Raw genomic sequence first — 26,751 nt, forward strand, 5'->3', positions numbered from 1 at the left:
TCCCGTTGCGGGAGAAGTCTGTCATCACGCGCACGATCGAGGTCGCTGGGGGTGTGTTCGCGCCGGGGCAGCTGGGTGAGCTGACGCAGACGGTGGACTTCGAACTGGTGGACGCGGTGCTTGAGGAGACCGGCACGGTCGAGCGGCGACTGCGGCTGCTGCCCTCGCGGGTGGTGGTGTACTTCGTCCTCGCGCTCGCACTGTTCGAGAACTGCTCCTACCGGGCGGTGTGGGGCAAACTGACCGCCTCGCTGACGAGTCTGGCCCTGGCCGTCCCGGCGGCTTCCTCGCTGTCGCGGGCGAGGCGGCGGATAGGGGCCGCCCCGCTACGGCGGCTGTTCGAGATCCTGGCCGGGCCCCTCGCTGTCCGCGGGCAGTCGGGCACGTTCTGGCGGGGCCTGCGGTGCGTGGCCGTCGACGGCACTCTCCTCCATGTCCCGGACGAGAAGACGCTCACCTGGAAGTACCCGAAACGGGCCGGTGACACGCTGGAGTTCGGCTACCCGCTGCTGCGGCTCGTCGTCCTGGTCGAGTGTGGCACCCGCGCCCTGCTCGCCGCCACCTTCGGACCCGAGAGTGACGGTGAACTCACCTACGCGAACCGCCTGTTGGGCGCTCTTGACGACACGATGCTCCTGCTGGCCGACGCCGGCTTCGATGCGGTGGAATTCCTCCGTGACATCCAGGGCAGCGGGGCACGATTCCTGATCCGCTCTTCCGCCCGACGCATCCCCACCCCCGCCGAGCACCTGGCCGACGGCTCCTACCTGGCCCGGATCGGCTACGGCGTCATTCCCGTCCTGATCACCGTCCGCGTCATCGAGGCCCACCTCACAGTCCGCCTGGACGACGGCACTGTCCGCCACGAGCAGTGGCGCCTGCTCACCAGCCTCCTCGACCCCGTCCGCTACCCCGCCGATGAAGTGGCCGAGCTCTATCACCGCAGGTGGCAGGTGGAAACCACCTACTTCTCGATCAAGGCGACCATCCTGGAGGGCCGCGTCCTGCGCTCGCGCACCCAGCCCGGCCTCGACCAGGAGGTCTACGCCCTGCTCACGACCTACCAGGCCCTCCTCCGCGCCGCCGCCGACGGCATCGAGACCCGCCCCGACCTCACCATGAGCCGGATCAGCTTCACCGTCCTGATCCGCACCGCCGGTGACACCGTCATCAGCGCGACCGGAATCCTGCCCCCACTCGGCCCTGTCGACCGAGTCGGCGTGATCGGTCAGGCCGTCCTCGAAGCCCCGCTGCCGTCCCAACACAGGCAACGCATCAAAGCCCGCACCCGCAAGAACCCCACCAGCAAGTACGGCCCGAACGCCGGACAACAGCCCGTGACCAGCCAGAACTACAGCATCCAGACCACTATCACGTTCTTCGAGCACGGCCTCAACAGCCGCTCACGGCGCTAAAGCAACGGTGTTGCCGGAGGCTTCCTCCTGTGATCACCGTTCGAACGGTGGACTACCACACCGCCGGCGAGGCCTTCCGGATCGTCGACTGCGGCGCGGAGGGCCTGGCCGTGCCCGGTGACACCGTCGCCGAGCGCTGCGCCACCGCCATCGGCCCGGGAGGCTCGGGGACCGCTCCGCGCCGGAGTGCGCTGGACGACGTACGGCGCCTGCTCGTGCAGGAGCCGCGCGGACACGCCGGGATGTACGGGGGGTTCGTGGTCCCGCCCGACGACGACGGGGCCCACTTCGGCGTGCTGTTCTGGCACAAGGACGGCTACTCCACCGCGTGCGGCCACGGCACCATGGCCCTCGGGGCCTGGGCCGTGGAGTCCGGCCGGGTCGCCGCCCCGGACCACGGCGACGCCCAGGTGCGCATCGACGTACCGTCCGGGCGGGTCACCGCGACCGTGCACCGGGACGGGGGCCGCACCACCGGGGTCACCTTCCGCAACGTGCCGGCCCGGGTGGGCGCCCGCAAGGTCCCCGTCGCCACCACCCTCGGACTCGCCGAGGTGGACATCGCGCACGCCGGGGCCTGTTACGCCTCCGTCCGCGCCCGCGACCTCGGCCTGGACGTCTCGCGGGCCTCCCTGCCCGCCCTGGTGCGGGCCGGCCGGGAGATCCGGGCCGCGCTCGCCACGCACCCCGCCACCTGGCACCCTGACGGCCCGCTGCTGTCCGGGGTGTACGGGGTGATCCTCCACGAGGAGCTCCCGGACGCCCCCATCGGGCCGCACCAGCGCAACGTCACCGTGTTCGCCGACGGGCAGATCGACCGCTCGCCCTGCGGCTCCGGCACCTCGACGCGGCTCGCGCTGCTCGCGGAGGACGGGCGGCTCGGCCCCGGCGAGGACCTGCTGAACGAGTCGGTCGCCGGCACGGTGTTCACCGGGCGGATGCTGGACGGCGGTGTCACCGAGGTCACCGGCACCGCCTACCGCACCGGTGAACACGCCTTCGTGCTCGACCCGCACGACGCGCTGGGGACGGGATTCCCGTGGTGAGGCGGCCCGGTGCGGGGAGGTCCGCCGCGCCGGCCCCGGCCGCGCCGGCCCCGGCCGTGGCGGGCCGGGCTGCGCGCGGGCTCCCGCAGTTGGGCGCCGACGCCATGGCCGGGCTCCTGACCCCGGCCGCGGCCACGGATGCCCTGGCGGAAGCTCTGCGGGCCGGGCTGGATCCCGAGAGTTGTCCGCAGCGTACGGTGCTCGCCGTACCCGGCGGGGGCGAACTGCTGCTGATGCCGGCAGCCTCCGGCTCGTACGCCGGGGTGAAGATCGCCGGGGTGGCGCCGGGCAACCCGGCCCGCGGGCTGCCCCGGATCACCGGCTCCTACCTGCTGCTGGACGGGCCCACCCTGCGCCCGCTGGCCCTGCTCGACGGCGCGGCCCTCACCACCCTGCGCACGCCGGCCGTCTCCGCCCTCGCGCTGCGCCACCTGGCTCCGGCCGGCCGGCCGCTGCGGCTGGTGCTCTTCGGCTCCGGACCGCAGGCGTACGGGCACCTGGAAGCGGCCCTCTCGGTCAGGGAGCTGGCCGAGGCGGTGGTGGTCGCCCGCGACCCGGCGAGCGGAGAGCGGCTCGCCGCGCACGCCCGCGGCCTGGGGCTGCCCGCCCGGACCGGCACCCCGAAGGCGGTGGCCGACGCCGATCTGGTCATCTGCTGCACCACGGCCCGGGAGCCGCTCTTCGACGGGCGCCTCGTCGGCCCGGGCGCCACCGTCGTCGCCGTGGGCTCGCACGAGCCGACCGCCCGGGAGACGGACACGGCCCTCGTGCGACGCGCGGCCGTGTACGTGGAATCCCGCGCGGCGGCCCTGCGCGAGGCCGGCGACCTGCTGGTCCCGGAGGCGGAAGGGGCGATCGGGCCCGGCCACATCACCGGTACCCTCGCCGACCTGGTCGCAGGGCGGATGCCGGCGGGCGGAGCGCAGAGTTGTCCACAGCTCTTCAAGAGCGTGGGCATGGCCTGGGAAGATCTCGCCGTGGCGGTCGCGCTGTGCGAGGCCGCCGGAGTGTGAGCAGCGCAACGTGACATTGTACGCTGTTCCTCTGCGCGTCGGCGGTGTCGGGGGTCTCGGAGGAAATGCAATGGGTGACCTGAAGCAGCACAGTCTCATCAAGGCCCAGGAACGGCTCCGCGACCAGGTCGGCCACGCACTGCGAGCCGCTCTGATAGCGGGTGAGCTGCGCCCCGGCAGCGTCTACTCGGCACCCGGGCTCGCGGCTGAACTCGGCGTCTCGGCCACCCCGGTCCGCGAGGCCATGCTCGACCTCGCCCGCGAGGGGCTGGTCGAGCCGGTCCGCAACAAGGGCTTCCGGATCACCGAGGTCAGCGAGCGCGACCTGGACCAGTTCACCGAACTGCGGACGATGATCGAGGTGCCGACCATCGGCCGGATCACGAAGATCGCCACGACCGAGCAGCTGGAGGCGCTGCGGCCGATCGCGGAGGAGATCGTGACCAGCGCGCGCGAGCACAACCTCATCGGTTACCTGGAGGCGGACCGCCGCTTCCACCTCACGCTGCTCGGGCTCGCCGGCAACGACCGGCTCGTCGAGACCGTCGGCGACCTGCGCAAGCGGTCCCGGCTGTACGGCCTGACCGGCCTGGACGAGGCCGGCAAGCTGGTCTCCTCGGCGGAGGAGCACATCGAGCTGCTCGACCTGATGATCAGCGGCGACGCCGCGGCGGCCGAGGCCTGCATGGTCCGCCACCTCGGTCACGTCCGCTCGCTCTGGGCCCAGGGCCGCGACGAGCCCGTCGGCCGCACCCCGGGAGGCCTCGGCTCCGGCGTCTAGCGCGGAGAACGGGAGGGTTCGCCGGGCCGGCCGCCTGCGCCGGGCGGGTGGGCCTCGTGGTGCCAGCGGGTGACGGACGCGCACGAAGGTCGGTTGCATCAGAAATTCGGCTAATAACACCGAGTCCTGTGCACCGAGCGAAGAGGTTGTGCCGACCGTGTTGAAAACTGCAATTCGGATCGCTTCCGCCACCGTCCTGGCCGCCGTCTCGTTGGGGTTCGGCTCACCCGCCGGCGCCGCGGCGGATCCGTACCCTGGCACCCCGCAGCAGATCCGCGACACCGGCCCCTGCGGCCCGACCGGCGGCTACCGTGCGTCGGAGTGGCTGCAGACCACGACGGACCCCACGATCCGGCCGGAGGTGGACCTCGCCGCGGTGAGCGAGGGCTGGTACTGGCGGCACGACGGGAACACGCTGTGGCGGGGCGACACGCGGGACCCTCAAACGATCTTCGCCAGCGGCTTCGCCCCGCGGGGCACGGACCTCACCCCGCTGGCGCAGTGGGTCGTCGGGGGCGCCGGGCAGCAGAACGCCGCGCACGTGAGCACCAGTTGTGAGCGGTGGGTGGCGCAGGAATTCGCCACGGGGGGCGGGAACGACGGCTGGGTCTACGCGATCCAGGCCCCCGGCGGGATCGACGTCAACGCCACCGCGCGGCAGACGGGCATCCAGTCGCAGTACCTGTGGAACAAGGAGATCGACTTCCCCGGCGGCATCGAAGCCAGGTTCATCGAGGGGGCTTGCCAGTACCACCTCGTCGGCCTCGACCCGCAGACGAATGAGCGCATCTACCGGAACCTCGGCTGTGTGACGAACGACGACTTCCGTCCGGTCCCGGCGGGCAAGGACAAGGGCAAGCACAAGGACAAGGACAAGGAAAAGGAGCCGCTGGTCGGCGCGCCGCGCTGATCTGATCCCGGGCGGGAGCGCGTGCCGCTCCGGCCGTCCGTCGTGACGCGCGACGCCAGGTGGTGACGGGGTGAAGGCCCTCCACCGCCTGGCGCTGCGCGTTGTCGGGCAGTTGCCGCACCTGGGCTGCCCGGCAGCCTCAACCCACCTGCGGGTGCCCGGATTTGGACACGGCTGGATAACGGGCGGCTCAACCCCTTGTCAGTACAATTTCACATTACTATGTTACCGGTCACATCCTAGAGCGCGGCCCTTCACTGGAGTGACCCATGACCAAGCGCACCCAACTCGCCCTCGCCACCGCCCTGGTGGCAGCACTCGCACTCGGCGCCTCGGGCTGCTCCGACACCAAGAAGGGCTCCGCGGGCGCCGGCGCGTCCAACCCCGCCGCCGCCAACGACGGCAAGATCCTCGGCGGCAGCCCGGTCAAGGGCGGCACCCTCACCGTCCTGTCCAACCAGGACTTCGCGCACCTCGACCCCGCCCGCAACTGGGTCATGCCGACGATGGACTTCGCCACCCGGCTCCTCTACCGCACGCTCGTCACCTTCAAGGCGGAGCCCGGCAAGGCCGGGAGCGAGCTGGTCCCCGACCTGGCCACCGACCTCGGCACCCCGTCCAACGGCGGCCGCACCTGGACCTTCACCCTCAAGGAGGGCGTGAAGTACGAGGACGGCACGCCGGTCAGGGCCCAGGACGTCAAGTACAACGTCGAGCGCTCCTTCGCCCCCGACCTCACCGGCGGCCCCGACTACGCGGCCCAGTACCTGGCCGGCACCGAGGGCTACAAGGGCCCGCTCCAGGGGCAGCACCTCGACTCCGTGAAGACCCCCGACGACCGCACGATCGTCTTCGAACTCAAGCGGCCGGTCGCCGAGTTCTCCGCGACCGCCACCCTGCCCACCTTCTCGCCCGTACCCCAGTCCCAGGAGAAGGGCACCCAGTACGACGCCCGCCCGTTCTCCTCCGGCCCGTACAAGATCGAGTCGTACGACCGCGACAAGAAGCTGGTCCTGGTCCGCAACGAGCACTGGGACGCGAAGACCGACACCGTGCGCAAGGCCCACCCCGACAAGTTCGTCGTCGTCATGGGCCTCAAGGGCGGCCAGATCGACGACCGCATCATCGCCGGCGAGGGCGCCGACGCCTCCACCGTCCAGTACGCCGACATGCGCCCCGAGAGCGCCCCCAAGGTGCTGCCCAAGCCGGACGTCAAGGCGCGCCTGATCGCGGAGTCCAAGGGCTGTACCGAGATGCTCTTCCTGAACAACTCCCGCGCCCCCTTCGACGACCCCAAGGTCCGCGAGGCCATGCAGTACGCCGTCGACAAGGAGGCCGTGGTCACCGCGGGCGGCGGCCCGGCCCTCAACGAGATCGCCACCGCCTACCTGCCCCCGGCCCTGACCGGCGGCAAGCAGGCCGACACGCTGAAGATCGCCCCGGCCGGCGACCCGGCCAAGGCCAAGGAACTGCTGAAGGCCGCCGGCAAGGAGAAGCTCAAGGTCTCCCTGTCCGTCTCCACCGGTGACAAGGGCGCCGCCGAGGCCATCCAGCAGGGCCTGTCCCGCGCGGGCATCGAGGTCGTCATCGACACCGTCGACCCGGGCGCGTACTACGACGTCATCGGCGACCTCGCCACCACTCCGGACATGACCTTCACCGGCTGGTGCCCCGACTACCCGTCCGGCTCCACCTGGATCCCCTTCGTCTTCGACGGACGCACCATCAAGGACAAGGGCAACCAGGGCAACTACAGCCAGTTCCGCGACGAGGCGACCATCAAGCGGATCGACGAGATCAACGACATGGCCGACGCGAAGCAGGCCAATCAGGCCTGGATCGACCTGGACGCGGAGCTCATGAAGAAGTCCCCGTCCATCCCGATCCTGCTGGAGCGCAAGCCGCTGCTCGTCGGCCCCAACATCGCCGGCGCGTTCGGCCACCCCGTGTGGACCGGCGAGATCGACTACGCGACGGTCGGCCTCAAGGACCCGTCGAAGAGCCAGGGCTGAGGAATCCGGAGCCACCGCCACCATGACCGCCACCACCCCGGTCCCCGACGACCGGGCAGCTCCGGGCTCCGACAACGCCCCCGGCCCTGACGGCGCACCGGCCCCTGGAAGCGCACCAGCCGCCGGCGCCGCCTCGGCTCCTGGCGCCGCACCGGCCCCCGGCGCCGCCGAAGCCGAGCCCGCGGCAGCGCCCGGCAGCAGCCCCTGGCAGCTCGCCCGGCGGGAACTCCGCCGCCGCCCCGCCGTCCGCGTCAGCCTCTGCGTCGTCCTGCTCTTCGTCCTGATGGCCGTGACCGCCCCCTGGCTGGGCGCGCTCGGCGGATGGTCGCCGGAAGAGTTCGACAAGACCGCCATCGACCCCTACCTCGCCGGCCAGCCCCTCGGCTCCTTCGGCGGGATCAGCCCCGAGCACTGGCTCGGCGTCGAACCCGTCACCGGCCGCGACCTGTTCGCCCGCGTGGTCCACGGCGCACAGGTCTCCCTGCTCATCGCCTTCGCCGCCACCGCCATCGTGGTCGTCGCCGGCACCGCCGCCGGAATCGCCGCCGGCTACTTCGGCGGCCGCACCGACGCGGTCCTGTCCCGGCTGATGGACCTCACCATGTCCTTCCCTTCCCTGATCTTCATGATCGCGATGCTGTCCGTGGCCAAGGACGTCAACCGCATCGTCCTGATGACCGCCGTCATCGGAGTCTTCGGCTGGCCCGGCGTCGCCCGCGTGGTCCGCGGCCAGACCCTCTCCCTCAAACACCGCGAGTACGTCGACGCCGCCCGCGTCGGCGGCTCCGGCCCCTGGCGGATCCTGACCCGCGACATCCTCCCCGGCGTCTCGGGCCCCGTCATCGCCTACACCACCCTGCTCATCCCCGGGATGATCAGCACCGAGGCCGCCCTCAGTTACCTCGGCGTCGGAGTCCGCCCGCCCACCCCCTCCTGGGGCCAGATGATCGCCGAGTCCGTCGCCTACTACGAGACCGACCCCATGTACTTCGTCATCCCCAGCGTCTTCCTCTTCCTCGCCGTGCTCGCCTTCACCCTGCTCGGCGACGCGCTGCGCGACATCCTCGACCCGAGGGGCGGCCGCACGTGATCGCCTATCTCGCCCGCCGACTGCTCGCCCTCGCCGGCGTGCTCCTCGCCATCGCCGCCGTCACCTTCCTCATCTTCTACGTCCTGCCCTCCGACCCGGCGGCGGCCGCCTGCGGCAAGACCTGCAGCGCCGAGCGCCTGGCCGACGTACGGGCGTACCTGGGCCTCGACCAGCCCCTGTGGCGGCAGTTCGCCGATTTCCTGACCGGCATCTTCACCGGCCGCACCCTCGGCACCGGCCAGTACGCCGTCGCCTGCGACTTCCCGTGCCTGGGCTACTCGTACGAGAACTCCCTGCCCGTGTGGGACCTGCTCATGGACCGGCTCCCGGTCTCCGCCTCCCTCGCCCTCGGCGCCGCCGTACTGTGGCTGGTCCTGGGCCTGGGCGCCGGGGTCACCGCCGCCCTGCGCAAGGACACCGCCACCGACAAGGCCCTGATGGTCGGCGCGGTCGCCGCCGCCTCGCTGCCCGTGTACTTCACCTCCGTGATGCTCATCTACGGGGTCATCCGCATCGCCGGCCTCCTGCCCTACCCCACCTACCAGGCCTTCACCGACAACCCCTTCGCGTGGGCCTCGAACCTGCTCCTGCCCTGGACCGCGCTCGCGCTGCTGTACGCGGCCATGTACGCACGCCAGAGCCGCGGTTCGATGATCGAGGCGATGGCCGAGCCCTACATCCGCACCGCCCGCGCCAAGGGCATGCCCGAGCGGACGGTCGTCGTCAAACACGGGCTGCGCTCCGGGATGACCCCGATCCTCACCATCTTCGGCATGGACCTCGGCGGCCTGCTCGCCGGCGCCGTCATCACCGAGTCCATCTTCGGACTCCCCGGCATCGGGCGGCTGTTCTACGGGGCGCTGGTCAACTCCGACCAGCCCGTGGTCCTCGGGGTGACCCTGCTCGCCGCCTTCTTCATCGTCGTCGCCAACCTCCTGGTCGACCTCCTGTACGCCGTCATCGACCCGAGAGTGAGGTACTGATGACCGCCGAAGCCGCCGCTCCGCTCCTCGAAGTACGCGACCTGCGCGTCACGTTCACCACCGCGCGCGGGACCGTACGGGCCGTCGACTCGATCGGTTTCACCGTCGAGGCCGGACGCACCCTCGGCATCGTCGGCGAATCCGGATCGGGCAAGTCCGTCACCTCGCTCGCCGTCATGGGCCTGCACCGGGGCGCGGTCGAGGTCGGCGGCTCCGTCGCCCTCGCCGGACGGGAACTGACCACCCTGTCCGAGCGGGAGCTCTCCCGGGTCCGCGGCCGCCGCATGGCCATGATCTTCCAGGACCCGCTCTCCAGCCTGCACCCCTACTACACGGTCGGCGAGCAGATCGCCGAGCACTTCCGGGTGCACTTCAAGGCCGGCCGGTCCGCCGCACGCAAACGGGCCGTCGACATGCTCGGCGAGGTCGGCATCCCGGAACCGGCCCGCCGGGCGGGGGAGTACCCGCACCAGTTCTCCGGCGGCATGCGCCAGCGCGCGATGATCGCGATGGCCCTGGCCTGCGAGCCCGACCTGCTGATCGCCGACGAACCGACCACCGCCCTGGACGTCACCGTGCAGGCGCAGATCCTGGAACTGATCGCCCGGATCCAGCAGGAGCGCGGACTCGGCGTCGTGATGATCACCCACGACCTGGGCGTCGTCGCCCGCGTCGCCCACGAGGTGCTGGTCATGTACGGCGGCCGGGCTGCCGAACAGGCGCCGGCCGACGAACTGTTCGCCGACCCGGCGCACCCCTACACCCGGGGCCTGCTCGACTCGCTGCCACGCCTCGACGGCGCGGACGACCAGCCCCTGCCCTTCATCCCCGGCTCCCCGCCCTCCCTGCTCGCGCCGGCCCCCGGCTGCGCCTTCGCCCCGCGCTGTTCCCGGGCGGCCGCGCGCTGCACCGACGTGCGGCCCGAGCCGGCGGCGTACGGGGACGGACCGGACCGGACGGTGGCCTGCCACTTCGCCGGGGCCATGACCCGTACCGCCGAGGAGGCGGCCCGATGACCGAGACCGCCGCACGCGAGAGCGTGGCACGTGAGGCCGCCGGACGCGGGAGTGACCCCGCTCTGCTGTCCGTACAGGACCTCACCATGACCTTCCCCGGCAGACGATCCGTGACCGGGCGCCGGGGGGCGCCCGTGCGCGCCGTCGACGGGGTCTCCTTCGACCTGGCGGCCGGGCAGACCCTCGGCCTGGTCGGGGAGTCGGGCTGCGGGAAGTCCACTACCGGACGGATGCTGGTGCGGCTGCTGGAACCCACCTCGGGCCGGGTCGTCTTCGAGGGCAAGGACATCAGCCGGCTGTCCCAGGGCGCCCTGCGGCCGCTGCGCAAGAGCATCCAGATGGTCTTCCAGGACCCGCACTCCTCGCTCAACCCGCGCCAGAGCGTGGCCCGGATCATCTCCGACCCGCTGCTGGTGCAGGGCTGGAGCGCGGGGGACGCCCGCCGCCGCGCCGCCGAGCTGATGGAGCTCGTCGGGCTGATCCCCGAGCACATCGACCGCTACCCGCACGAGTTCTCCGGCGGCCAGGCCCAGCGCATCGGGATCGCCCGCTCGCTCTCCACCAGCCCCCGGCTGATCGTCGCCGACGAACCGGTCTCCGCGCTGGACGTCTCGGTACAGGCCCAGATCGTCAACCTGATGGAGCGGCTGCGCACCGAACTGGGCCTCGCCTACGTGTTCATCGCCCACGACCTGTCGGTGGTCAAACGGGTCAGCGACCGGGTCGCCGTCATGTACCTCGGCCGGATCGTCGAGATCGGGGACAAGAAGTCCCTGTACGAGAACCCGCAGCACCCGTACACCCGGGCGCTGCTGTCCGCCGTCCCGCTGCCCGACCCGGCGGCGGAGCGGCGGCGGGAGCGGATCGTGCTGCTCGGCGACCCGCCGAGCCCGACCGCTCCACCCCCCGGCTGCACCTTCCACCCGCGCTGCCCCAAGGCGCAGGAGATCTGCCGCACCGAACGCCCCCTGCTGCAGCTCGCCGCCTCCCGCGAGGTGGCCTGTCACTTCCCCGGTGACTGACGGGGGTCCAAGGGGAAGGAAGCGGAGGACCCGGGGCCGACACGATCGGCCCCGGGTCCTCCCGCTGCCCCCGCAGCCACGGCAACCGCCCGGTACGACGGCGGCCCGGGCTGGCGTACGGACGATGCCCGGGCCTACGGTCGTGGTTTCGGCATGAACATCGAGGACGCGGGGCGGGCGCTGAATGACCGAGCAGCAGGTGCCGGGGCGCACCCGTCGTCGTCCGGTGGTGACGGCCGCGTCGGCGGCCGTCCTGCTGGGACTGCACGCGGTGGCGGGCTTCTTCGTCCTGGGCGCACTGCTCACCGAGTCCGAGGGGCCCTGGGACCGCACGGTGACGGACACCGTGCGCCTGATGGCGGGACTCGGCCTGGTCGTGGAGCTCCTCGCCCTCGCGGGGACGGTGGCCGGCGTGACGACGGGGAGGCTGCGACGCTGGTGGTACGCACCGGCGGCGGCCCTGATCCTCACTGCCCTGGTTCGCATGGCGGTCGCCCCCCGGCCCTGACCGCCGGGTCGGCCCGGCCCCGGTGGCGCAGCGCCCCGCCGGCGGTGGGGCCGGCGGGGCGGAGCGGGCTGCCTAGGCGAGTTCGCGGCGGAAGAACTCCAGCTCCAGTGCCATCAGCTTCTCCCGGGTGCCGCCCGGGGTCATGTGGGTGACGCCCGGGAGTGCCAGCAGCTGGTGCGGGCGGCCCGCGTCCGTCAGGGCCTGCGAGAGGCGCAGGGTGTGCGACGGATGGACGTTGTCGTCGGCCAGGCCCGTGATCAGCAGCAGCGGGCGGGAGAGTCCGGGGGCGTCGGGGATGAGGGAGTCCCGCTCGTAGACGTCCGGGTGCTCCTGCGGAAGGCCCAGGTACCGCTCCGTGTACGCGGTGTCGTAGTGGCGGAAGTCGGTCGGCGCGGCCCCGGCCGCCGCCGCGTGGAAGACGTCCGGGCGGCGCAGCACGGCCATGGCCGCGAGGTAGCCGCCGTAGGACCAGCCGCGCACCCCGACCCGGCCGAGGTCGAGGTCGCCGTGGCGGGCGGCGAGCGCGTGGAGGGCCGCGACCTGGTCGTCGAGGGTGACCTCGGAGAAGCCGCGGTACATGGCGTGCGTGTAGGAAGGGGAGACGTACGGGGTGCCGCGGTTGTCGACGGTCACCACGGCGAAGCCCTGGTCGGCCCACCACTGGCGGAGCTGCCAGCGGCGCGGGTCGGCGGTGACGTCCTGCATGCCGGGGCCGCCGTAGCTGTCCATCAGGACGGGCAGCTTCCGGCCGGGCACGTGGTCGCGGGGCAGCACGAGCGCGGTGGGGATGCCGCGCTCGGTGACCCGCTCCAGGAGGGGCGCCGGCCGGTAGGGCAGAGGCTGCGACAGGTCGGCGGGGGTGAACTCCCGCCCGTCGGGGGTGCGGACGGTGCGGCGGACCCCGCCGGCGTCGGCGGAGGTCAGCAGCAGGGTGCCGGCCGAGGCGGACGCGGTGTGCACCCCGGGGCCGTCGGCGACCGGGGTCAGCTCCCCGGTGGCGGGGTCCAGCAGCAGCACCTGCTGTTCGGCGGGGTCGCGCAGACCGGCCACTATCAGCAGCCGGTCCTGGTGGACCCCGGCCACGCCGCGGACCTGGACCCCGTCCCCGGTGAGCAGCCGGCCGTCCACCGCGAGGGCCCGGGCGGCGCCGCCCCCGGTGTCGGCGGCGGTCAGCATCCGCCCGTCGGCGAGGCGGGCCGGGGTGCCGGGGAGTTCCGGGTCCACCCAGTGCGGGTGCGTGGTGCGGGACAGTTCGGTGGTGCGGCCGGTGGCCGGGTCGGCGGAGAGCAGCAGCACGTTCTGCTGGAGCCGGTCCTGGACGGTCAGCAGGATCTCCCCGGACGACTCCCAGCCCGCGTCGGAGACGTAGGGGTAGGTCCCGGCGTCCCGTTCGAGCCGGATCCGGGCCCCGCCGTCGCCGAGCACCCACAACTGGACGTCGGCGTTGGGCCCGCCCGCCTCGGGGTAGGCGAAGTCCTCGGCGGGCAGCTCGGGGCGTGCCGGGTCGGCGAAGTACCTCCGCTGGAGGGCGGATTCGTCGACGCGGGCGGCCAGCAGGCTGACCCCGTCCGGGGACCACCAGTGGCCCCGGGAGCGGCCGAGCTCCTCGGCGGCGGCGAACTCGGCGAGGCCCCAGCGGGCCCCGTCGTCGGGGCTGACCCGGCCGCCCGGGGCGACGTACAGGGCGTCGTCGCAGACGTACGCGGTGCGGGAGCCGTCGGCGTTGGGCCGGGGGTCCACGGCGGGGCCGGCGGCCGGGATCTCCTCGGGCTTCCCGTCGCCGGCCGCCGTGACCCCGTAGAGCCGCCCGTACAGCGCGAACACGGCACGCCGGCCGTCACCGGAGAGGGCGTACGAGCCGATGCCGGCGGCGACGAGCCGGGTCCGCTCGCGCAGCCGGCGCTCGGCGTCCGGGAGGGCGCCCGGCTCGGGGCACAGGTCGCGGGGATCGGCAAGCCGGGTCTCGGCGCCGGTGGTGGTGTCGAGCACCCAGAGGCTGTCGAAGGCGTCGGTGGGGCCGCTGGAGCGGAGGAACCAGAGGAGCCGGCCGTCGTCCCCGAAGGAGAACGCGCGCGGGGCGCCGTAGGTGAAGCGGGCCGTGCTCGCGGAGAGCCTGAGGAAGTCATCCATGATCATAGTGTGACATGTGCAATGTCACTGACACTAGGCTGTTCGAGTGGTGACCCCGGAGGTGCGGGCTTAGCGTCGAAAGGGTGGACCCGAACGTATCGCCGAGCAGCAACGGGGCTGATGGCAAGGTCCGAGGAAGCGGCCACGGACTCGCCCTGTTCGTCATCGCCTCCTGCCAGCTCATGGTGGTCCTCGACATCACGATCGTGAACATCGCGCTGCCACACATCCAGACCGCGCTCGACTTCTCCACCGAGAGCCTTTCCTGGGTCGTCAACGCCTACACCCTCGCCTTCGGCGGTCTGCTGCTCCTCGGCGGCCGCGCCGGAGACATCCTCGGCCGCAAGCGCGTCTTCATCTTCGGTGTCCTGCTCTTCGGACTGGCCTCCTTCCTCGGCGGACTCGCCCAGAACGAAGGTCAGTTGATGGCGGCCCGCGCCCTCCAGGGCGTCGGCGGCGCCATCGCGTCCCCGACCTCCCTCGCACTGATCACCACCACCTTCCGCGAAGGCCCCGCCCGTAACCGGGCCTTCGGCGTGTTCGCCGGTGTCTCGGCGGCCGGCGGCGCGATCGGACTCCTCGCGGGCGGCATCCTCGTCGAATGGCTCAACTGGCGCTGGGTGTTCTTCGTCAACGTCCCCATCTCCCTGGTGATCGCGACGCTGGCCGTGAAGGTCATCCGCGAGTCCGAACGCCACCCCGGACACTTCGACTTCGCGGGCGCGCTGCTGTCCACCCTGGGCATGGTCTCGCTCGTCTACGGCTTCATCCGGGCGTCCCAGGAGGGCTGGCGCGACCCCGTGACGCTCGGCTCCTTCGGCGCCGCCGTGGTCCTGCTGACCCTCTTCATCCTCAACGAGCGGCGCTCGCCCCAGCCCATCACCCCGCTGCACATGTTCGCCGACCGCAACCGGGCCGGGACCTACGGGATCATGCTCATGCTCGCCTGCGCGATCTTCGGCATGTTCTTCTTCCTGACCCTCTTCGTGCAGATCGTGCTCGGCTTCAGCCCGATCCAGGCCGGCCTCGCCTTCCTCCCGGTCAGCGTGATGGTCGCGCTGGGCGCCGGGCTCACCTCGCAACTGCTCCCGAAGTTCGGTCCCAAGCCGTTCATGGTCGTCGGCGCCCTGTCCTCGGCGGCCGGGCTCGCCTGGCTGACGCAGACGGATGTCCACTCCACGTACCTGGGCAGCATCCTGGGCCCGATGCTGCTGTTCGCCCTCGGCATGGGCCTGCAATTCGTCTCGCTGACCCTGATGGCGCTGTCCGACGTCCCCGACCGGGAGTCGGGAGCCGCGTCCGGACTGCTCAACACGATGCAGCAGGTGGGCGGCTCGCTCGGCCTGTCCATCCTGGTGACGGTCTTCGGCACGGCGAGCCGCAACGAGGCGAAGGACCAGGTGGCCTCCTTCCTCAGCACGGCCACTCCCGCACAGCTGGCCTCCTTCCGGCGCACCGGACAGGTCCCGAAGCCGTGGAGCGACCAGATCCTCACCTCGGGCATCAGCGCGGCCTTCATCGTGGCGGCCGTGTTCACCCTGGTCGGCGCGGCGATCGCGCTGTTCGCCATCCAGGTCCGCCCCTCGGACCTCGAACGCCTCCAGGGCAACCACGCCCCGGCGGCGGACCGCACCTAGACCGTCTCCTTCGGGGGACGCCGGCGGGGCCGCGGAGCTCAGGCCGCGGGGACCCTGGCGGCGGTGACCCGGGCCGCGAAGGCGTCCAGGTTGCCCCACATGCGGGCGAGGCGTTCGTCCAGGGTCAGGGACTCCTCGTAGCGACCGGTGCGCAGCCTCGGCTGTCGCTTGCCGCGCAGGTACAGGGAACAGGCCAGGTCCGCGCAGATGTAGGTGCCGACCGTGTTGCCCTCGCGGCCGCGCACGCCCGCCAAGGGGGCGGCGAGGAGGGTGACCCCGGAGGACGCGTGACCCGTCAGGCAGATCTGGCACAGGCTGGACTTCACCGCGCTGGTACGGCCCACGGACGGTACGCGCAGGGAAATCCCCAGCGGCCCCGTCTCCCGTGGCAGCACGAGGTGGGCCCGCAGTGGCGCTCCCGGATCCACCCACCCCAGGAAGTCCAGGTCTTCCCAGGGCAGTTCGGCGAAGTCCAGGGGCAGCCGCAGCCGCGCGGCCTCGCCCTTGGTGCAGTTCACGAAGGACGCACGGATCTGTTTCTCACTGAGTGGTTCCACGGGCATCGACCTTATGGCCCGTTCTGACCGGTCGCACCTCAATATCCGGTGTCCGGTGTCTGCGCGAGCGCGGCGCGCAGCCGGGCGGCGTCGGCCCGGGTGTTCATCCGCAGGGCCAGCCAGGAGCCGTCCGCGAAGGCCAGGTCCACCCGGGCCGGCCGGCGGCGGAGCCGGGGGACGCGGCGCAGGGCGCCGGCCGCGGTGTACGCCGCGCGGGCCGGGTCGCCGCGGCCCCACGGCGGCCGGGCGGTGACGGTTCCCGGGCCCCGCGCGTCCCCCGGGCGGCCGGGGCGCGCGGTGAACATGGCGTGCGGCCCGTCGGTCCCGGCCTGCCAGCGCGTCCAGTGGAAGGCGTGCAGGGCCAGGGCGAACCGGCCCGCCTCGCCCGCCCAGCCGCCCCGCAGCGCCGGGCCGTGGAAGAGCCGCCCGATCAGGCGGGCGACCCGTTCGAACGGGTCCAGCAGCGCGGCCACCGCATCGGCCAGGTCGTCGGGCAGCGCGCTCAGGAACCGGAAGGGGAAGAAGCCGCCGATCCGGCGGAGCAACGGCTCCGGGGCGGGCGAGCCGGGCAGCATCGCGCGAGGCGGGCGCCGTGCGTACGGGGACAAGCTGCCCGGAATCTCCTCGTCCATCCGGCCATGATGGCCGGGCGGCGGCTACCCGTCCACGCGACGGACCCGGCAGCGCGCCGGGCCGTCCGTCCGCAGGGTGATCCCGGCCCCGACCGGGATCTCGGTGTCCACGGCCTCGAACTCGTACGCCCGCAGGATCATCGCCAGCGCGACCACCGACTCCAGCATCGAGAAGTGCTGCCCGATGCAGGCGCGCGGGCCGCCGCCGAAGGGGAACCACGCGTAGCGCGGCCGCGCCGCCTCCGCCTCCGGGGTGAAGCGTTCGGGGTCGAAGCGGTCCGGGTCCGGCCAGTGCTCCGGGTGGCGGTGCGTCACCCAGGGCGCCAGGATCACGTCCGCGCCCGCGGGGACGGTGTGCTCCCCGATCCGGGTGTCGGCGACGGCCTTGCGGCCGATGACCGGCGCGGCGGGGTACAGCCGCATGGCCTCCTTGAGCACCCGGGTGAGGTACGGGAGCCGGTCCATGTCGGCGGCCTCGGGCGTACGGTCGCCCAGGACGCGGGAGATCTCCTCGCGGGCCCGGTTCTGCTCCTCGGGATGGCGGGCGAGCAGGTGCAGGGCGAAGCAGAGGGAGGTGGCGGTCGTCTCGTGCCCGGCGAGCAGGAAGATCAGTACCTGGTCGCGCAGCTCGGAGGCGTCGAACTCCCCGTCGTCCGAACTCCTGGCGGCGGCCAGCAGCGTCAGCAGGTCCTCGCCGGTGCTGCCCTGGCCGCCGGTGTCCGTACCGCCGGTGTCCGTACCGACAGAGTCCGTACCGACAGTGTCCGCACCGGCCCCGCGCCGCTCGGCGATGATCTTGTCGCACACCCCGTAGAGCTCGTCCATCGCGGCGGCCGCACGCCTGTTGCCCGGGGTGGGCCAGTGCCGCGGGACGTTGGCGGGGGAGTAGCCGCGGCGCAGCACGTAGTCCGTGATGACCGGGAAGCACCGGGCCACGACTTCGGCGGTGGCCTCGACGTCGGTGCCGAAGAGGATCCGGGCGACGGCGCGCAGGGCGAGGTGCGTCATCTCGTCGGAGACGTCGACGACGCCGTCCAGGGCCTCCTCCCAGGCGGCGATGACCGATACGGTCTCGGCTGCGACGGCCCCGGCGTAGCCGTCCACCCGGCGCCGGGTGAAGAGCGGCTGGACCAGCCGGCGCTGGCGCAGGTAGTCCTCGTCCTGACTGGTCAGCAGACCGTTGCCGAAGGAGTCCCGGACCTCCTGGTAGAAGGCGTTGTCCTTGCGGAAGTTGGCCGCGTCGGAGGCGAGCACCTGCTGGGCGCCCTCGGGCGAGAAGACGCAGTACAGCTCGGCTCGCATCCCGGGCGGGCCGGCCGTGACCCGTACGAGGTCGCCGTGCCGGTGCTGCGCCCGCAGATAGGTGCCGAGGGAGTCCGACTTCAGGTCGAAGAGCGACCCGAGCAGCGGAATCCCGATGAGCCCGGGAACCTCCGCCCCCGCACCGGCCCCTGCGTCCGTTCCACCTGCCATGCCCGCTCCCTCCCCCGTACCGGAGGCCGGATTCTGCCAGTCGCCCGGCACGTCCGACCAGGATCCACGCCCCGTCCGTCCGAATGCCGACGCGCCTCCACTACGTCGGGCGGTCCACGGAGCGATCAAGAAACCACGCGTGACGGGACATCACCTACCCTGGCCAACGCCGGCCGACGCCCGTCTCGTTGAAGGAGTTCCCGATGTCCGTCGTCGTCACCGCCGTGGTCCACCCCAAGCCCGGGCTGCTGGAGGAAGCGCTGGCCACGTACGCCCGCCACATCGAAGCCGTCCACGCCGAGCCCGGCTGCGAGCTCTACGCACTGCACACCGACGGGACCTCGATCGTGATCATCGAGAAGTGGGCCAGCCAGGCCGACCTCGACGCACACGCGAGCGGCGAGGTCATGGCGAAGCTCGGGCCGGAGCTGAACGCCCTGCGCGACCGGCCCGCCGACGTCACGATCCTCCAGCCCCGCCCGGCCGGAGCCGCACAGGGCGCCCTGTAGCCGGAGCCGGACGCGCCCCCGCGGAGTGATCTGCCTCACGGCGCGTCACAACGACCACTCACGCGGTGTCTTGAGGGCGAACCCCACGAAGCGGAGGAGGAGGCACGCCATGACCGGGAACACGGAGGCGGACCTTGCCGTGGAACCGGGGCGGGCCGCGAACGAGAGGGATCGGGACATGAGCGACCAGGCCACCGACGCGGCGACCGAGACCTTCGTCGCCTACCGCAACCTGCTCTTCACCGTCGCCTACGAGATGCTCGGATCGGCGGCCGACGCCGAGGACGTCCTCCAGGAGACCTGGCTGCGGTGGATCGGGACGGACATGCAGGAGGTGCGCGACCAGCGTGCGTACCTGGTCCGCATCACGACCCGGCAGTCGCTCAACCGGCTGCGCACGATGACGCGCCGCAAGGAGTCGTACGTAGGCCCCTGGCTGCCCGAGCCACTGCTCACCGCGCCGGACGTGGCCGAGGACGCCGAGCTCGCCGAGAGCGTGTCGATGGCGCTCATGCTCGTCCTCGAAACGCTGTCGCCGACCGAGCGCGCCGTCTTCGTGCTGCGCGAGGTCTTCGACGTCGGCTACGACGAGATCGCGGCCGCCGTCGACAAGAGCCCTGCGGCCGTCCGCCAGATCGCGCACCGCGCCCGCCGGCACGTGGACGCCCGCCGCCCACGCGAGACGGTCTCCGCGAGCAGGACCCGGGCGGCCCTGGAGTCGTTCCAGCGCGCGCTCGAAACCGGCGACCTGCAGGGCCTCCTCGACGTCCTCGCCCCCGAGGTCGTCCTGATGAGCGACGGCGGCGGCATCAAGCAGGCCGCGGTGCGCCCGATCACCGGCGCAGACAAGGTGACCCGCTTCATCCTGGGCGGCGTCGGCAAGCACCGGAGCACGGTCACCGCTGACCCCACCGTGGCCAACGGCAACCCGGCACTCTTCGTACGGGTGAACGGCGAGATCGACGGCATCATCACGGCCCGCGTGGAAGCCGGCCGCATCACCGGCCTCTACTACGTCCGCAACCCGGAGAAACTCACCCGCGTCGCCTCCGAGACCCCGCTCACCCTGCGATGAACACGGCACGGGCCGGCATCTGCCGGCCTGTCACCCCCGGCCTACTCACAGGCCACTCCGTCGCCGTCCCGGTCGAGGTGGCGCCCGTATCCCGGGTCGTTTCGGCGGATCGGATCGGCTCCCGCTGCACGAACAGCCGTGCAGTTCTTGTAGTACACGCTGCCACCGCCACCGCCACCGCCGGTGGACGATCCGGCTGAGGAGGAGCCGGAGTCGTCATCGCCGCTCGGCGGACGCGGAGGGGTCGTCGCCGGATCAGGGTGCAGCTTGCCGCCCGCCGCCGCCGGGCAGGCCGTGGCGGGCGCGACGACCTTGAGGCGGGCGCTCGACGTCTTCGGATACGGGATTTCCTTGCCCTCGGCTGGGTCTTGGAAGCAGACGGTCCAGTCGTCCACGACGGCCGGGAGGGCGACGTCGGTGTAGGCGCTCTGCGGTTCGATCGCCTTGAGCCCGATCGGCTTGAGGGTCTCGGACGCCTTGGAGAAGGCGAGGCCGACCACCTTCGGCATCTTCGGATACGGAATCGGCTCGCCGTCCTTCGCTGGGCAAGGCCACTCGTTGCGCACCACGCCGAAGTCGAGCGTGGCTTTTCCGGCAGGCTCCGCCGCCGCGCTCTGGAAGCAGATCTTCCAGTTGTCCTCGTCCAGCTGACCGGCATCGTCCGGGCCGGCGTCGTGGGAGATCGACTCGTACCCGGCGGCGTAGGCGGCGGTCTTCGCCTGCTTGAGGTTCTGGCCGACGTAGCTGGCCGGCCCGGCCGGGCTCGGAGTCGGCGCGGGCGCCGGGCTCTGGAGCGCGGCAGCCTTCGGCTTCGCGTCCGTCTCGGTCTGCTTCGGCGGATCGCCCAGGAACGGCGTGAGGAACCAGAGGCCCGCCACCACCGTTGCGACGACCTTCTTCACCTGGCTCCACGGACTCAGCCAGGCGAGGGCTATGCCGGCCGGCGGTATGACGACCAGTAGGGAAATGATCAGTGCCGGGTGCTGCCACCAGCGCCGTACGGGCGCTTGCGGGTGCGGGTACGGCGGTGGGTATGTCACGTGGCGTCCTTCTGGCGGTACGTGTGGGCCCGGCGAGCGTATAGAAGATTGAAACTTGTACCGGTCGGTACGTGAGATGAGTCGAAGGCGTCTTGGTCGGGGTCCGGCTGGCGAACGGCCTTGAGTCTCCAGTGACTGGAGACGGCAGAGTGGGGGACATGGACGCCACGACCCTCTACTCGATCGGGGAGCTTTCCCGGCTGACGGGCCTGCCCGTGAGGACCATCCGGTTCTACTCCGATTCGGGGGTGGTGGCGCCGACCACCCGAAGTCCCGCCGGCTATCGGCTCTACGACCTCGACGCACTGCTTCGGCTGGAACTCCTCCGCACGCTGCGCGAGCTGGGCATGGACCTGGCCACGGTTCAACGGGCGCTGGACCGCGAGCTCTCGGTGGCGGACGTCGCCGCGGCGCACGCCGACGCCACGGACGTCCAGATCCGGGCGCTGCAGCTGCGGCGGAGCGTTCTGCGCGCCGTGGCCAGGGGCGGGTCCAGTCCCGAGGAGACCAAGCTCATGCACAGGCTCACGCAGTTGTCCGGCGAGGAACGCCGACGGTTGATCGACGGTTTCGTGGAGGGCACCTTCGGCACAGTGGATGCGGACCCGGCCGCGGTGGCCATGGTTCGCGCTGCCACCCCCGACCTCCCCGATGATCCGTCCGGCGAGCAGGTCGCCGCGTGGGTGGAGCTCGCCGAGCTGGTCGGCGACGAGGACTTCCGGGCCCGGATGCGCCGGACGACCAGGTGCCGGGCCAGCGGGCGCGCGCTCGGCATCGAGGGCGAGGCCGGCGAGGAACTGATGGAGTTCACCCGCCAGAAGGTGGCCGAGGCCGTGGAGTCGGGCATCGACCCGCTGAGCGACAGGGGCGCGCCCGTCGTCGACGACCTCGTGCACCGCTTCGCCGAGGTCTTCGCGCGCACACCTGACACGGAGTTCCGGGACTGGATGGCCCAGCAGTTCGAAGAAGCACACGATCACCGGGTGGACCGGTACTGGCGGCTGGTGTGGATCGTCAACGGCTGGCAGGTGGTGCCGAACCTGATCCCGGTGTACCCCTGGCTCGTCCAGGCCCTGCGCAACCACCGCCCTTGAACGAGTCCAAGAGATGGCCTGCAGAAGCGCGGAGGGCCGTCGGCGGGGTCTTCCGCGGGGGCGGAGACGCCGGCGACGGCCCTCAGGCGGGCCGGGAGGACGGGAGGCGCTCGCTCCGAAGAGCGTGACTCTGTATCTGGAGACGGGGACGCCCTTGCTCCGCCCCATCCCCGTCTGACCCCTGGGGGGAGAGCCTTCGGTCGGGCGCCTTGGAGGGTAATCACGGCCCCGGCCTGGACGCCATTGTGCCCCGCTCCCCGATCATGCTGGGGGCGGGGCACAGATGTGAGGTCAGCGGCTGTCGTGCCAGGTGCGGGCGGCCTGGAGCATGTCCAGCACCCACTCGTCCTTCTCGCCCTCGGCGATCTCCGCCCACACGCTGACGGTGGCCTTGGCGAACGCGGTGACGGCGGCGGGCGGGGCGTTGTTCCAGGCCGGGACCTTGGTGGCCCACTGCTCGGCCTCCTCGAGGGTGTGGCCGCTCTTGATGAGCCAGACCACCCAGAGGGCCGGGTCGATCCACGCGGCCCCGCGTGAGGCCCATGCCCAGTCGACAAGGACGGCGCGGCCCCCGGCAACGAGGACGTTGCTGGGGAACCAATCCGAGTGCAGCAAGGTCGTGCCGGCGAACAGCTCGGGGAAATCGGTGTGGGCCTTCACCCTGTCCGGCATCGACCGCATGACGACGTCGGGCGCGGTGATGGAGGAGAGCCGGGCCATCGCGTCGGCGACGAGCGGGAGATCGGGTGAGCCGGGGGCGTAGTCCGCGTGGGGGCCGTCGATGTCCTCGAACCCGAGCAGGTCCCAGCCGGACTCCTGGACGTGCCACAGGACGGCGGGGGCGAGGTGCCGGACGCTTGGGTTGATGTCGGCCTCGCGCTGCTGGGTCCAGACGCGTCGGTGGTCGCTGCGCAGGCCCTTGACGAAGACCGTGGTGTTAGCGCTGTGGACGCGGGCGGCGATCTCACTGTTCAGGCCACCCCCGACCGTCTCGTAGGTGAGGACGGTGCCGGTTTGGGTCTCGATCAGCGCTAGGACGTCGGCGGGGATCTCGGCGAGGCGCGGGATCGGCATGTCAGGGCCGGGGCTTCCGGTGCCGTCCCGTTCCCGGGGCCAGGGGGTTACGTCTGGTGATGGGACGGGTCGTTTCGGGCTGGTCGGCGGGCGCAGCTTCGGAGGTCGGGCTGAGTGCCCGGCAAGCTGCCGCGTAATCCTCCACCGTTGCCACCGCCTGCCAGGCGAACCCGTCCCATTCGAGGATCAGGCGCGGGGCGTCGGGGTCGAGGTGGGCGCCGCGCTGCGGGCCGGCACCGAGGGTGATCGCCCTTTTCTCGCCGGGCTTGCGCAGGCGGCCTTGGCGGCGCGCGGCCCACCGGTCCAGGGGTTCCTCGTCCATAGGTCAGGCGCGGTCGGCGAGGAACAGGGCGAGCGGGCCACCCTGGAGGAGGAACCTGCCTTCGGTCGCAGCAGCGATCGCCTCCTGCATCGGCCACCAGGTGAGCTTGAAGTCCTCTTCGTCGTCGGCGAGCTGCTGAGGGCCGAGCGTCAGGCCCGTGGCCTCGAAGAGGTGGATGCGGGCCGTCGAGCGGGCGGTGATCGCGTAGGAGCCGAGGGGGCGCCAGGAGGAGGCGGCGATACCGGCCTCCTCCAGCAGCTCCCGCCGGGCGCATTCCTCGGAGGTCTCCCCGTCCTCTCGCCGACCGCCGGGCAGGAACAGGTAGTCGTCGCCGTGGCGGGGAAAGCGGGCGGTCAGGATCGCGACCAGGCCGTGGACGTCGCGGGCGACGACGACGGAGGCATCCCGCTCAGGCTGTGTGTCGGTCATAGGTCGAGCGTAGGACGCTACCTGACCACCGTGCAGGCGAACGGCACGGTGGTCACCGTGGGGTGGACGATTCCGCGCCCGTAATACCCGTCCTCCCCGAAGGCGTCGCCGTGGTCCGTGCAGGCGATGACGAGCCAGCGCTTCTTGCTGGTGAGGCCGGCGATCAGGCGGCCGAGGTGTTCGTCCGCGTAGGCGAGGGCCGCGCTCTGGGACGCCCAGGTGTCGGTGCTCTGCCCGAGGTAGTGGCCGTGGGGGACGTGGGTCGCTGAGATGTTGACGAACAGGAACAGCCGCCGGTTCTCGTACTGGCGGGCAAGGCCGAGGGCTTCATCGACTTGGTGGCGGGTGGAGTCGGGTTCGGGGGAGCAGAACTCCGGCCGCCAGTGGTCTTCGTCGAACAGGTCCGGCAGGACGGAGCCGAGCGGGGTTTCCCGGGAGAAGTAGGTGACCCCGCCGACGCACACCGTGCGATATCCGTGCTGGACAAGGCCGGTGAGGAGGCTCGGGGCGTCGAAGACGAACGTTCTGGGGTTGACGGTCTTGAACGCGGGCGGGCGGCACTCCCACAGGCGCGGGGGCTGCTCGGGCTGCGGGAGCTTGGGCAGGAAGCCGGAGAAGAACGCCATGTGTGCGGGCAGGGTGAAGGTGCCCGGGGTCCGGCGCTCCTCCCACTGGCCGCCGGGAAGGAGCTTGGCAAGGTGGGGGGTCTTTCCGGCGTGCGTGGTGGCCCTCGCCACGTCGTAGCGCAGGGAGTCGAGGGTGACGAAAAGGATGCTTGTGCCGGACTCGATGACCTCGGCAGCGTTGATCACCGGGCCGCCTCCTTGTAGTTCTGGATGCGCCCCTTGCAGCCCGCGTTGACGGGGATGGGCACGCGGTCCTCGGCGATCATGCGGCGGATGACGTGGAGGCCGGTGTGTTCGGTCAGTGGCGCGCCGTCGCGGTCGTACAGGGTGATGGTGAGGGTGTCCTGCTCCGAGCTGACGCGCATGCCGGGGGCGCGGTCCATGTCCTTCATAGTGACCAGGAGTCCGTCTTCGTTGGCCACCCCTCGGTCAAGGACGAGACACGCATAGTGCTGCACGTTGATGGCGCCGATGCACATGCGATCGAAGAATTGGGCGGAGGCGGGGTTGCCGTCGTAAGCGGCGACGAGCCGGTCCGTGCGGGTGGTCATGACGAAGCAAGCCGCCATCCACCAGGCGACGCTGGGATGGATTTCGCTGGGAAAACGTCCGGTGGCGCCGCCGTCGCGAATGACCTTGTCCGTGTCGATCGGGTTAAGCACGGTGGCTCTCCAGATGGGCGGTGATCAGGTTGGCGAGGTCGTCCGGGGTCAGGCCGTCGGTGTCCAGCACGATTGCGGTGGGGTCGTCGTTGGCTACCGCCTCGAAGTTGGCGGTGAGCTGCTTGAGGCGGCCGGGGATGGCGAAGAGATCGGCGTCGTCCTGCTTGGTGTCGCCCTTGACGGCCATCCGCTCCCGCAGGGTCTCCTCCGAGCACCGCAGGTAGAAGGTGTGGTCGGGGACGACGAGGTAGGGCCGGAACGGGGCGATCAGGCGGTCCACTTCGGCGATGTCGGCGCCGTGGACGGCGGCCTGGCAGGCGGTGATCGATGAGGCATAGCGGTCCGCGATCACGGGCCCGATGGCCAGGGACTGACGGATGCGGTCGGAGAGGTAGAAGGCGAGGTGCGGCAGGGGCTTCATGCGGTCGGCTTCCCGCGACCAGCCGGAGTGTGGCGGGGCCAGGGTGTGAATGCCGGTGCCGCCCCACCGGTGGGCGAGTTCGGCGGTCAGGGTCGATTTCCCGACGCCGGAGACGCTTTCCAGGGCGATGAAGGGGGCGTCCCGGTTCTCGTCGTAGGGGACGGGGACGGGGACGGGGACGGGGACGGGGGCGAAGGTCGTGGGCAGGGCGATGGTCTGGTTCACAGGGTCCTCTCGGTGAAGGCCGTGACGTGTCCGGCGATGGCCTCGGCGAGGCGGGCCGGGTCGTCCAAGAGGTGCTTGACGTCCATGCGCAAGTCGTCGCGGAGGAGGCATGGCTGGACTCCGCCAGCGTGGTCGGCGCGCAGGGCCCAGAACCCTTCGACGCACTTGGGTCGGATCGGGCAACTGCCGCACTGGCCGACATGGTGGCGGCCGAGGTTGCGGTGGATGACTTCGACGTCCACCCCGTCGATGTCGAAGATGCGGCGGCCCTGGCCGACGCCGACGATCTCGATTCGCTCGCTGCTGGTGAGCGTGCGTAGGTGGCTGATGATGTCGTCGGCCGGGACGGCTGACTTGGCACGAGCCTCGTTGAAGTCGGTGCCCACCAGCTCGATGAACTGGACGGGCATGCGGCGGTTGAGGGCGAAGGTGAGGATGTCGCGGACCTCGTGTGCGTTCTCCTTCTGGAGGAGGCAGTTCAGTTCGACGTGCTTGAACATTTCACGGGCGGCTTCGATGCCGTCGAGGACGCAATCAATGCCGATGCGCGTCCCGGCGATGGCCTTGAAGGTCTCGTCGGAGAAGTAGTGCAGCGACACCTTGATTTTGCCGAGCGGCGTTTTCGCGAGCCAGGACTGGTGGGTGCGGACGCGGGTGCCGTTGGTGATCAGCGTGTACGAGCCGTCGGGGCCGCTCGGGCGGAGGCCGGTCAGTACCTCGCGGGCCAGGGGGGAGTTCAGCGGTTCGCCCCCGGTGAAGAAGATCCGCTGGAGACCTGCGTCCATCATGGCGTTGATGAGCGTGAGGAACCCGTGGCCCCGTAGTGGCGCAGGCGCGGCTGCTGGGTGCGGTCCATGCGAGTCAGCGGCGGAGGGACGTCGGCCTCGTTGTGGCAGAACCAGCAAGCGACGTTACAGCGCGGCGTCAGGGAGATCCGACCCTGGCCGCCCAGGGCCGCGAAGTTGCGGAAGGCGGTCCAGTCGACGGAACGCGGTGCAGCGGGCGGCTGGAGCGTGACGGTCATATGCGTGAGCCTCTCGTTCGGTTCG

27 protein-coding genes are annotated in these 26,751 nt (G+C 71.5%); 15 read left to right on the forward strand and 12 right to left on the reverse strand.

The window, feature by feature from the left end; all coding sequences use genetic code 11:
• Positions 1–5 precede the first annotated feature (5 nt).
• From OG332_RS33620 to OG332_RS33670, 11 genes are all read left to right on the forward strand, one after another.
• Positions 6–1,415: an IS4 family transposase gene (locus OG332_RS33620; protein ID WP_327411459.1), complete on the forward strand. Its 1,410-nt coding sequence runs from the start codon at positions 6–8 to the stop codon at positions 1,413–1,415.
• 47 nt (positions 1,416–1,462) lie between these two features.
• Positions 1,463–2,461, forward strand: a complete 999-nt coding sequence (locus OG332_RS33625; protein ID WP_327416966.1) for a proline racemase family protein — start codon at positions 1,463–1,465, stop codon at positions 2,459–2,461.
• 104 nt (positions 2,462–2,565) lie between these two features.
• A complete protein-coding gene (locus OG332_RS33630) occupies positions 2,566–3,474 on the forward strand; it encodes an ornithine cyclodeaminase family protein (protein ID WP_327419467.1) in 909 nt (302 codons plus the stop codon).
• 70 nt (positions 3,475–3,544) lie between these two features.
• Entirely contained in the window at positions 3,545–4,255 is a 711-nt protein-coding gene (locus OG332_RS33635) for a GntR family transcriptional regulator (RefSeq protein WP_327416967.1), read from the forward strand.
• Positions 4,256–4,412: 157 nt separating this feature from the next.
• A complete protein-coding gene (locus OG332_RS33640; RefSeq protein WP_442816251.1) occupies positions 4,413–5,165 on the forward strand; it encodes a scabin-related ADP-ribosyltransferase in 753 nt (250 codons plus the stop codon).
• 269 nt (positions 5,166–5,434) lie between these two features.
• Entirely contained in the window at positions 5,435–7,177 is a 1,743-nt protein-coding gene (locus OG332_RS33645) for an ABC transporter substrate-binding protein (protein WP_327416969.1), read from the forward strand.
• Positions 7,178–7,199: 22 nt separating this feature from the next.
• Complete coding sequence (locus tag OG332_RS33650) at positions 7,200–8,267, forward strand: ABC transporter permease (protein WP_327416970.1); 1,068 nt, start codon at positions 7,200–7,202, stop codon at positions 8,265–8,267.
• Positions 8,264–9,250, forward strand: a complete 987-nt coding sequence (locus tag OG332_RS33655) for an ABC transporter permease (protein ID WP_327416971.1) — start codon at positions 8,264–8,266, stop codon at positions 9,248–9,250. Before OG332_RS33650 ends, OG332_RS33655 begins: the two co-directional genes overlap by 4 nt.
• Positions 9,250–10,266 (forward strand): ABC transporter ATP-binding protein, encoded by a 1,017-nt coding sequence (locus tag OG332_RS33660; RefSeq protein ID WP_327416972.1) that lies wholly within the window; start codon positions 9,250–9,252, stop codon positions 10,264–10,266. Before OG332_RS33655 ends, OG332_RS33660 begins: the two co-directional genes overlap by 1 nt.
• Positions 10,263–11,288 (forward strand): ABC transporter ATP-binding protein, encoded by a 1,026-nt coding sequence (locus tag OG332_RS33665; protein ID WP_327416973.1) that lies wholly within the window; start codon positions 10,263–10,265, stop codon positions 11,286–11,288. The genes OG332_RS33660 and OG332_RS33665 overlap by 4 nt, the downstream gene beginning before the upstream one ends.
• Positions 11,289–11,472: 184 nt before the next feature.
• Positions 11,473–11,796, forward strand: coding sequence for a hypothetical protein (locus OG332_RS33670; RefSeq protein ID WP_327416974.1), 324 nt, complete (start codon positions 11,473–11,475; stop codon positions 11,794–11,796).
• Positions 11,797–11,868: 72 nt separating this feature from the next.
• On the opposite strand, the gene OG332_RS33675 is transcribed toward OG332_RS33670, so the two are convergent.
• Complete coding sequence (locus tag OG332_RS33675) at positions 11,869–13,926, reverse strand: S9 family peptidase (protein ID WP_327416975.1); 2,058 nt, start codon at positions 13,924–13,926, stop codon at positions 11,869–11,871.
• An 83-nt stretch (positions 13,927–14,009) separates the two neighbouring features.
• Here OG332_RS33675 and OG332_RS33680 point away from each other — a divergent pair, with 83 nt between their 5' ends.
• Positions 14,010–15,563, forward strand: a complete 1,554-nt coding sequence (locus OG332_RS33680; RefSeq protein WP_327416976.1) for an MFS transporter — start codon at positions 14,010–14,012, stop codon at positions 15,561–15,563.
• A gap of 38 nt (positions 15,564–15,601) precedes the next feature.
• Here OG332_RS33680 and OG332_RS33685 read toward each other — a convergent pair whose 3' ends face one another.
• From OG332_RS33685 to OG332_RS33695, 3 genes are read right to left on the reverse strand one after another with little or no spacing between them, the layout of a single operon-like run.
• Positions 15,602–16,120, reverse strand: coding sequence for an FBP domain-containing protein (locus OG332_RS33685; RefSeq protein ID WP_327416977.1), 519 nt, complete (start codon positions 16,118–16,120; stop codon positions 15,602–15,604).
• Positions 16,121–16,158: 38 nt separating this feature from the next.
• Positions 16,159–16,752 (reverse strand): hypothetical protein, encoded by a 594-nt coding sequence (locus tag OG332_RS33690; protein ID WP_327416978.1) that lies wholly within the window; start codon positions 16,750–16,752, stop codon positions 16,159–16,161.
• A gap of 24 nt (positions 16,753–16,776) precedes the next feature.
• Positions 16,777–18,225, reverse strand: coding sequence for a cytochrome P450 (locus OG332_RS33695; protein WP_327416979.1), 1,449 nt, complete (start codon positions 18,223–18,225; stop codon positions 16,777–16,779).
• Between the two features lie 203 nt (positions 18,226–18,428).
• Here OG332_RS33695 and OG332_RS33700 point away from each other — a divergent pair, with 203 nt between their 5' ends.
• Together OG332_RS33700 and OG332_RS33705 are read left to right on the forward strand one after the other, a co-directional pair.
• Complete coding sequence (locus OG332_RS33700; RefSeq protein WP_327416980.1) at positions 18,429–18,734, forward strand: putative quinol monooxygenase; 306 nt, start codon at positions 18,429–18,431, stop codon at positions 18,732–18,734.
• Positions 18,735–18,912: 178 nt separating this feature from the next.
• Complete coding sequence (locus OG332_RS33705) at positions 18,913–19,809, forward strand: RNA polymerase sigma-70 factor (protein WP_327419468.1); 897 nt, start codon at positions 18,913–18,915, stop codon at positions 19,807–19,809.
• 41 nt (positions 19,810–19,850) lie between these two features.
• Here OG332_RS33705 and OG332_RS47920 read toward each other — a convergent pair whose 3' ends face one another.
• The gene (locus tag OG332_RS47920) at positions 19,851–20,849 is read right to left on the reverse strand and encodes an excalibur calcium-binding domain-containing protein (RefSeq protein WP_442816252.1); all 999 of its coding nucleotides are present in this window, start codon (positions 20,847–20,849) and stop codon (positions 19,851–19,853) included.
• A 158-nt stretch (positions 20,850–21,007) separates the two neighbouring features.
• Here OG332_RS47920 and OG332_RS33715 point away from each other — a divergent pair, with 158 nt between their 5' ends.
• Positions 21,008–21,943, forward strand: coding sequence for a MerR family transcriptional regulator (locus tag OG332_RS33715; protein ID WP_327416981.1), 936 nt, complete (start codon positions 21,008–21,010; stop codon positions 21,941–21,943).
• Between the two features lie 291 nt (positions 21,944–22,234).
• On the opposite strand, the gene OG332_RS33720 is transcribed toward OG332_RS33715, so the two are convergent.
• Genes OG332_RS33720 through OG332_RS33750 form a run of 7 tightly spaced genes read right to left on the reverse strand, consistent with a single transcriptional unit; the run spans position 22,235 to position 26,490 of the window.
• Complete coding sequence (locus tag OG332_RS33720; protein ID WP_327416982.1) at positions 22,235–23,017, reverse strand: aminoglycoside phosphotransferase; 783 nt, start codon at positions 23,015–23,017, stop codon at positions 22,235–22,237.
• 1 nt (position 23,018) lies between these two features.
• Positions 23,019–23,339: a DUF6087 family protein gene (locus OG332_RS33725; protein WP_327416983.1), complete on the reverse strand. Its 321-nt coding sequence runs from the start codon at positions 23,337–23,339 to the stop codon at positions 23,019–23,021.
• Positions 23,340–23,342: 3 nt separating this feature from the next.
• Positions 23,343–23,768, reverse strand: a complete 426-nt coding sequence (locus tag OG332_RS33730; RefSeq protein ID WP_327416984.1) for an NUDIX hydrolase — start codon at positions 23,766–23,768, stop codon at positions 23,343–23,345.
• Between the two features lie 17 nt (positions 23,769–23,785).
• Positions 23,786–24,580 (reverse strand): STM4013/SEN3800 family hydrolase, encoded by a 795-nt coding sequence (locus tag OG332_RS33735; RefSeq protein WP_327416985.1) that lies wholly within the window; start codon positions 24,578–24,580, stop codon positions 23,786–23,788.
• Positions 24,577–25,056, reverse strand: a complete 480-nt coding sequence (locus OG332_RS33740) for a hypothetical protein (RefSeq protein WP_327416986.1) — start codon at positions 25,054–25,056, stop codon at positions 24,577–24,579. Before OG332_RS33740 ends, OG332_RS33735 begins: the two co-directional genes overlap by 4 nt.
• On the reverse strand, positions 25,049–25,702 hold the full coding sequence (locus OG332_RS33745) for a dTMP kinase (protein WP_327416987.1): 654 nt from the start codon (positions 25,700–25,702) through the stop codon (positions 25,049–25,051). The genes OG332_RS33740 and OG332_RS33745 overlap by 8 nt, the downstream gene beginning before the upstream one ends.
• Positions 25,699–26,490: a radical SAM protein gene (locus tag OG332_RS33750; RefSeq protein WP_327416988.1), complete on the reverse strand. Its 792-nt coding sequence runs from the start codon at positions 26,488–26,490 to the stop codon at positions 25,699–25,701. The genes OG332_RS33745 and OG332_RS33750 overlap by 4 nt, the downstream gene beginning before the upstream one ends.
• Positions 26,491–26,751 lie beyond the last annotated feature (261 nt).

This window comes from Streptomyces sp. NBC_01233 (assembly GCF_035989305.1).
In the GTDB taxonomy this organism is placed as follows: Bacteria; Actinomycetota; Actinomycetes; order Streptomycetales; family Streptomycetaceae; genus Streptomyces.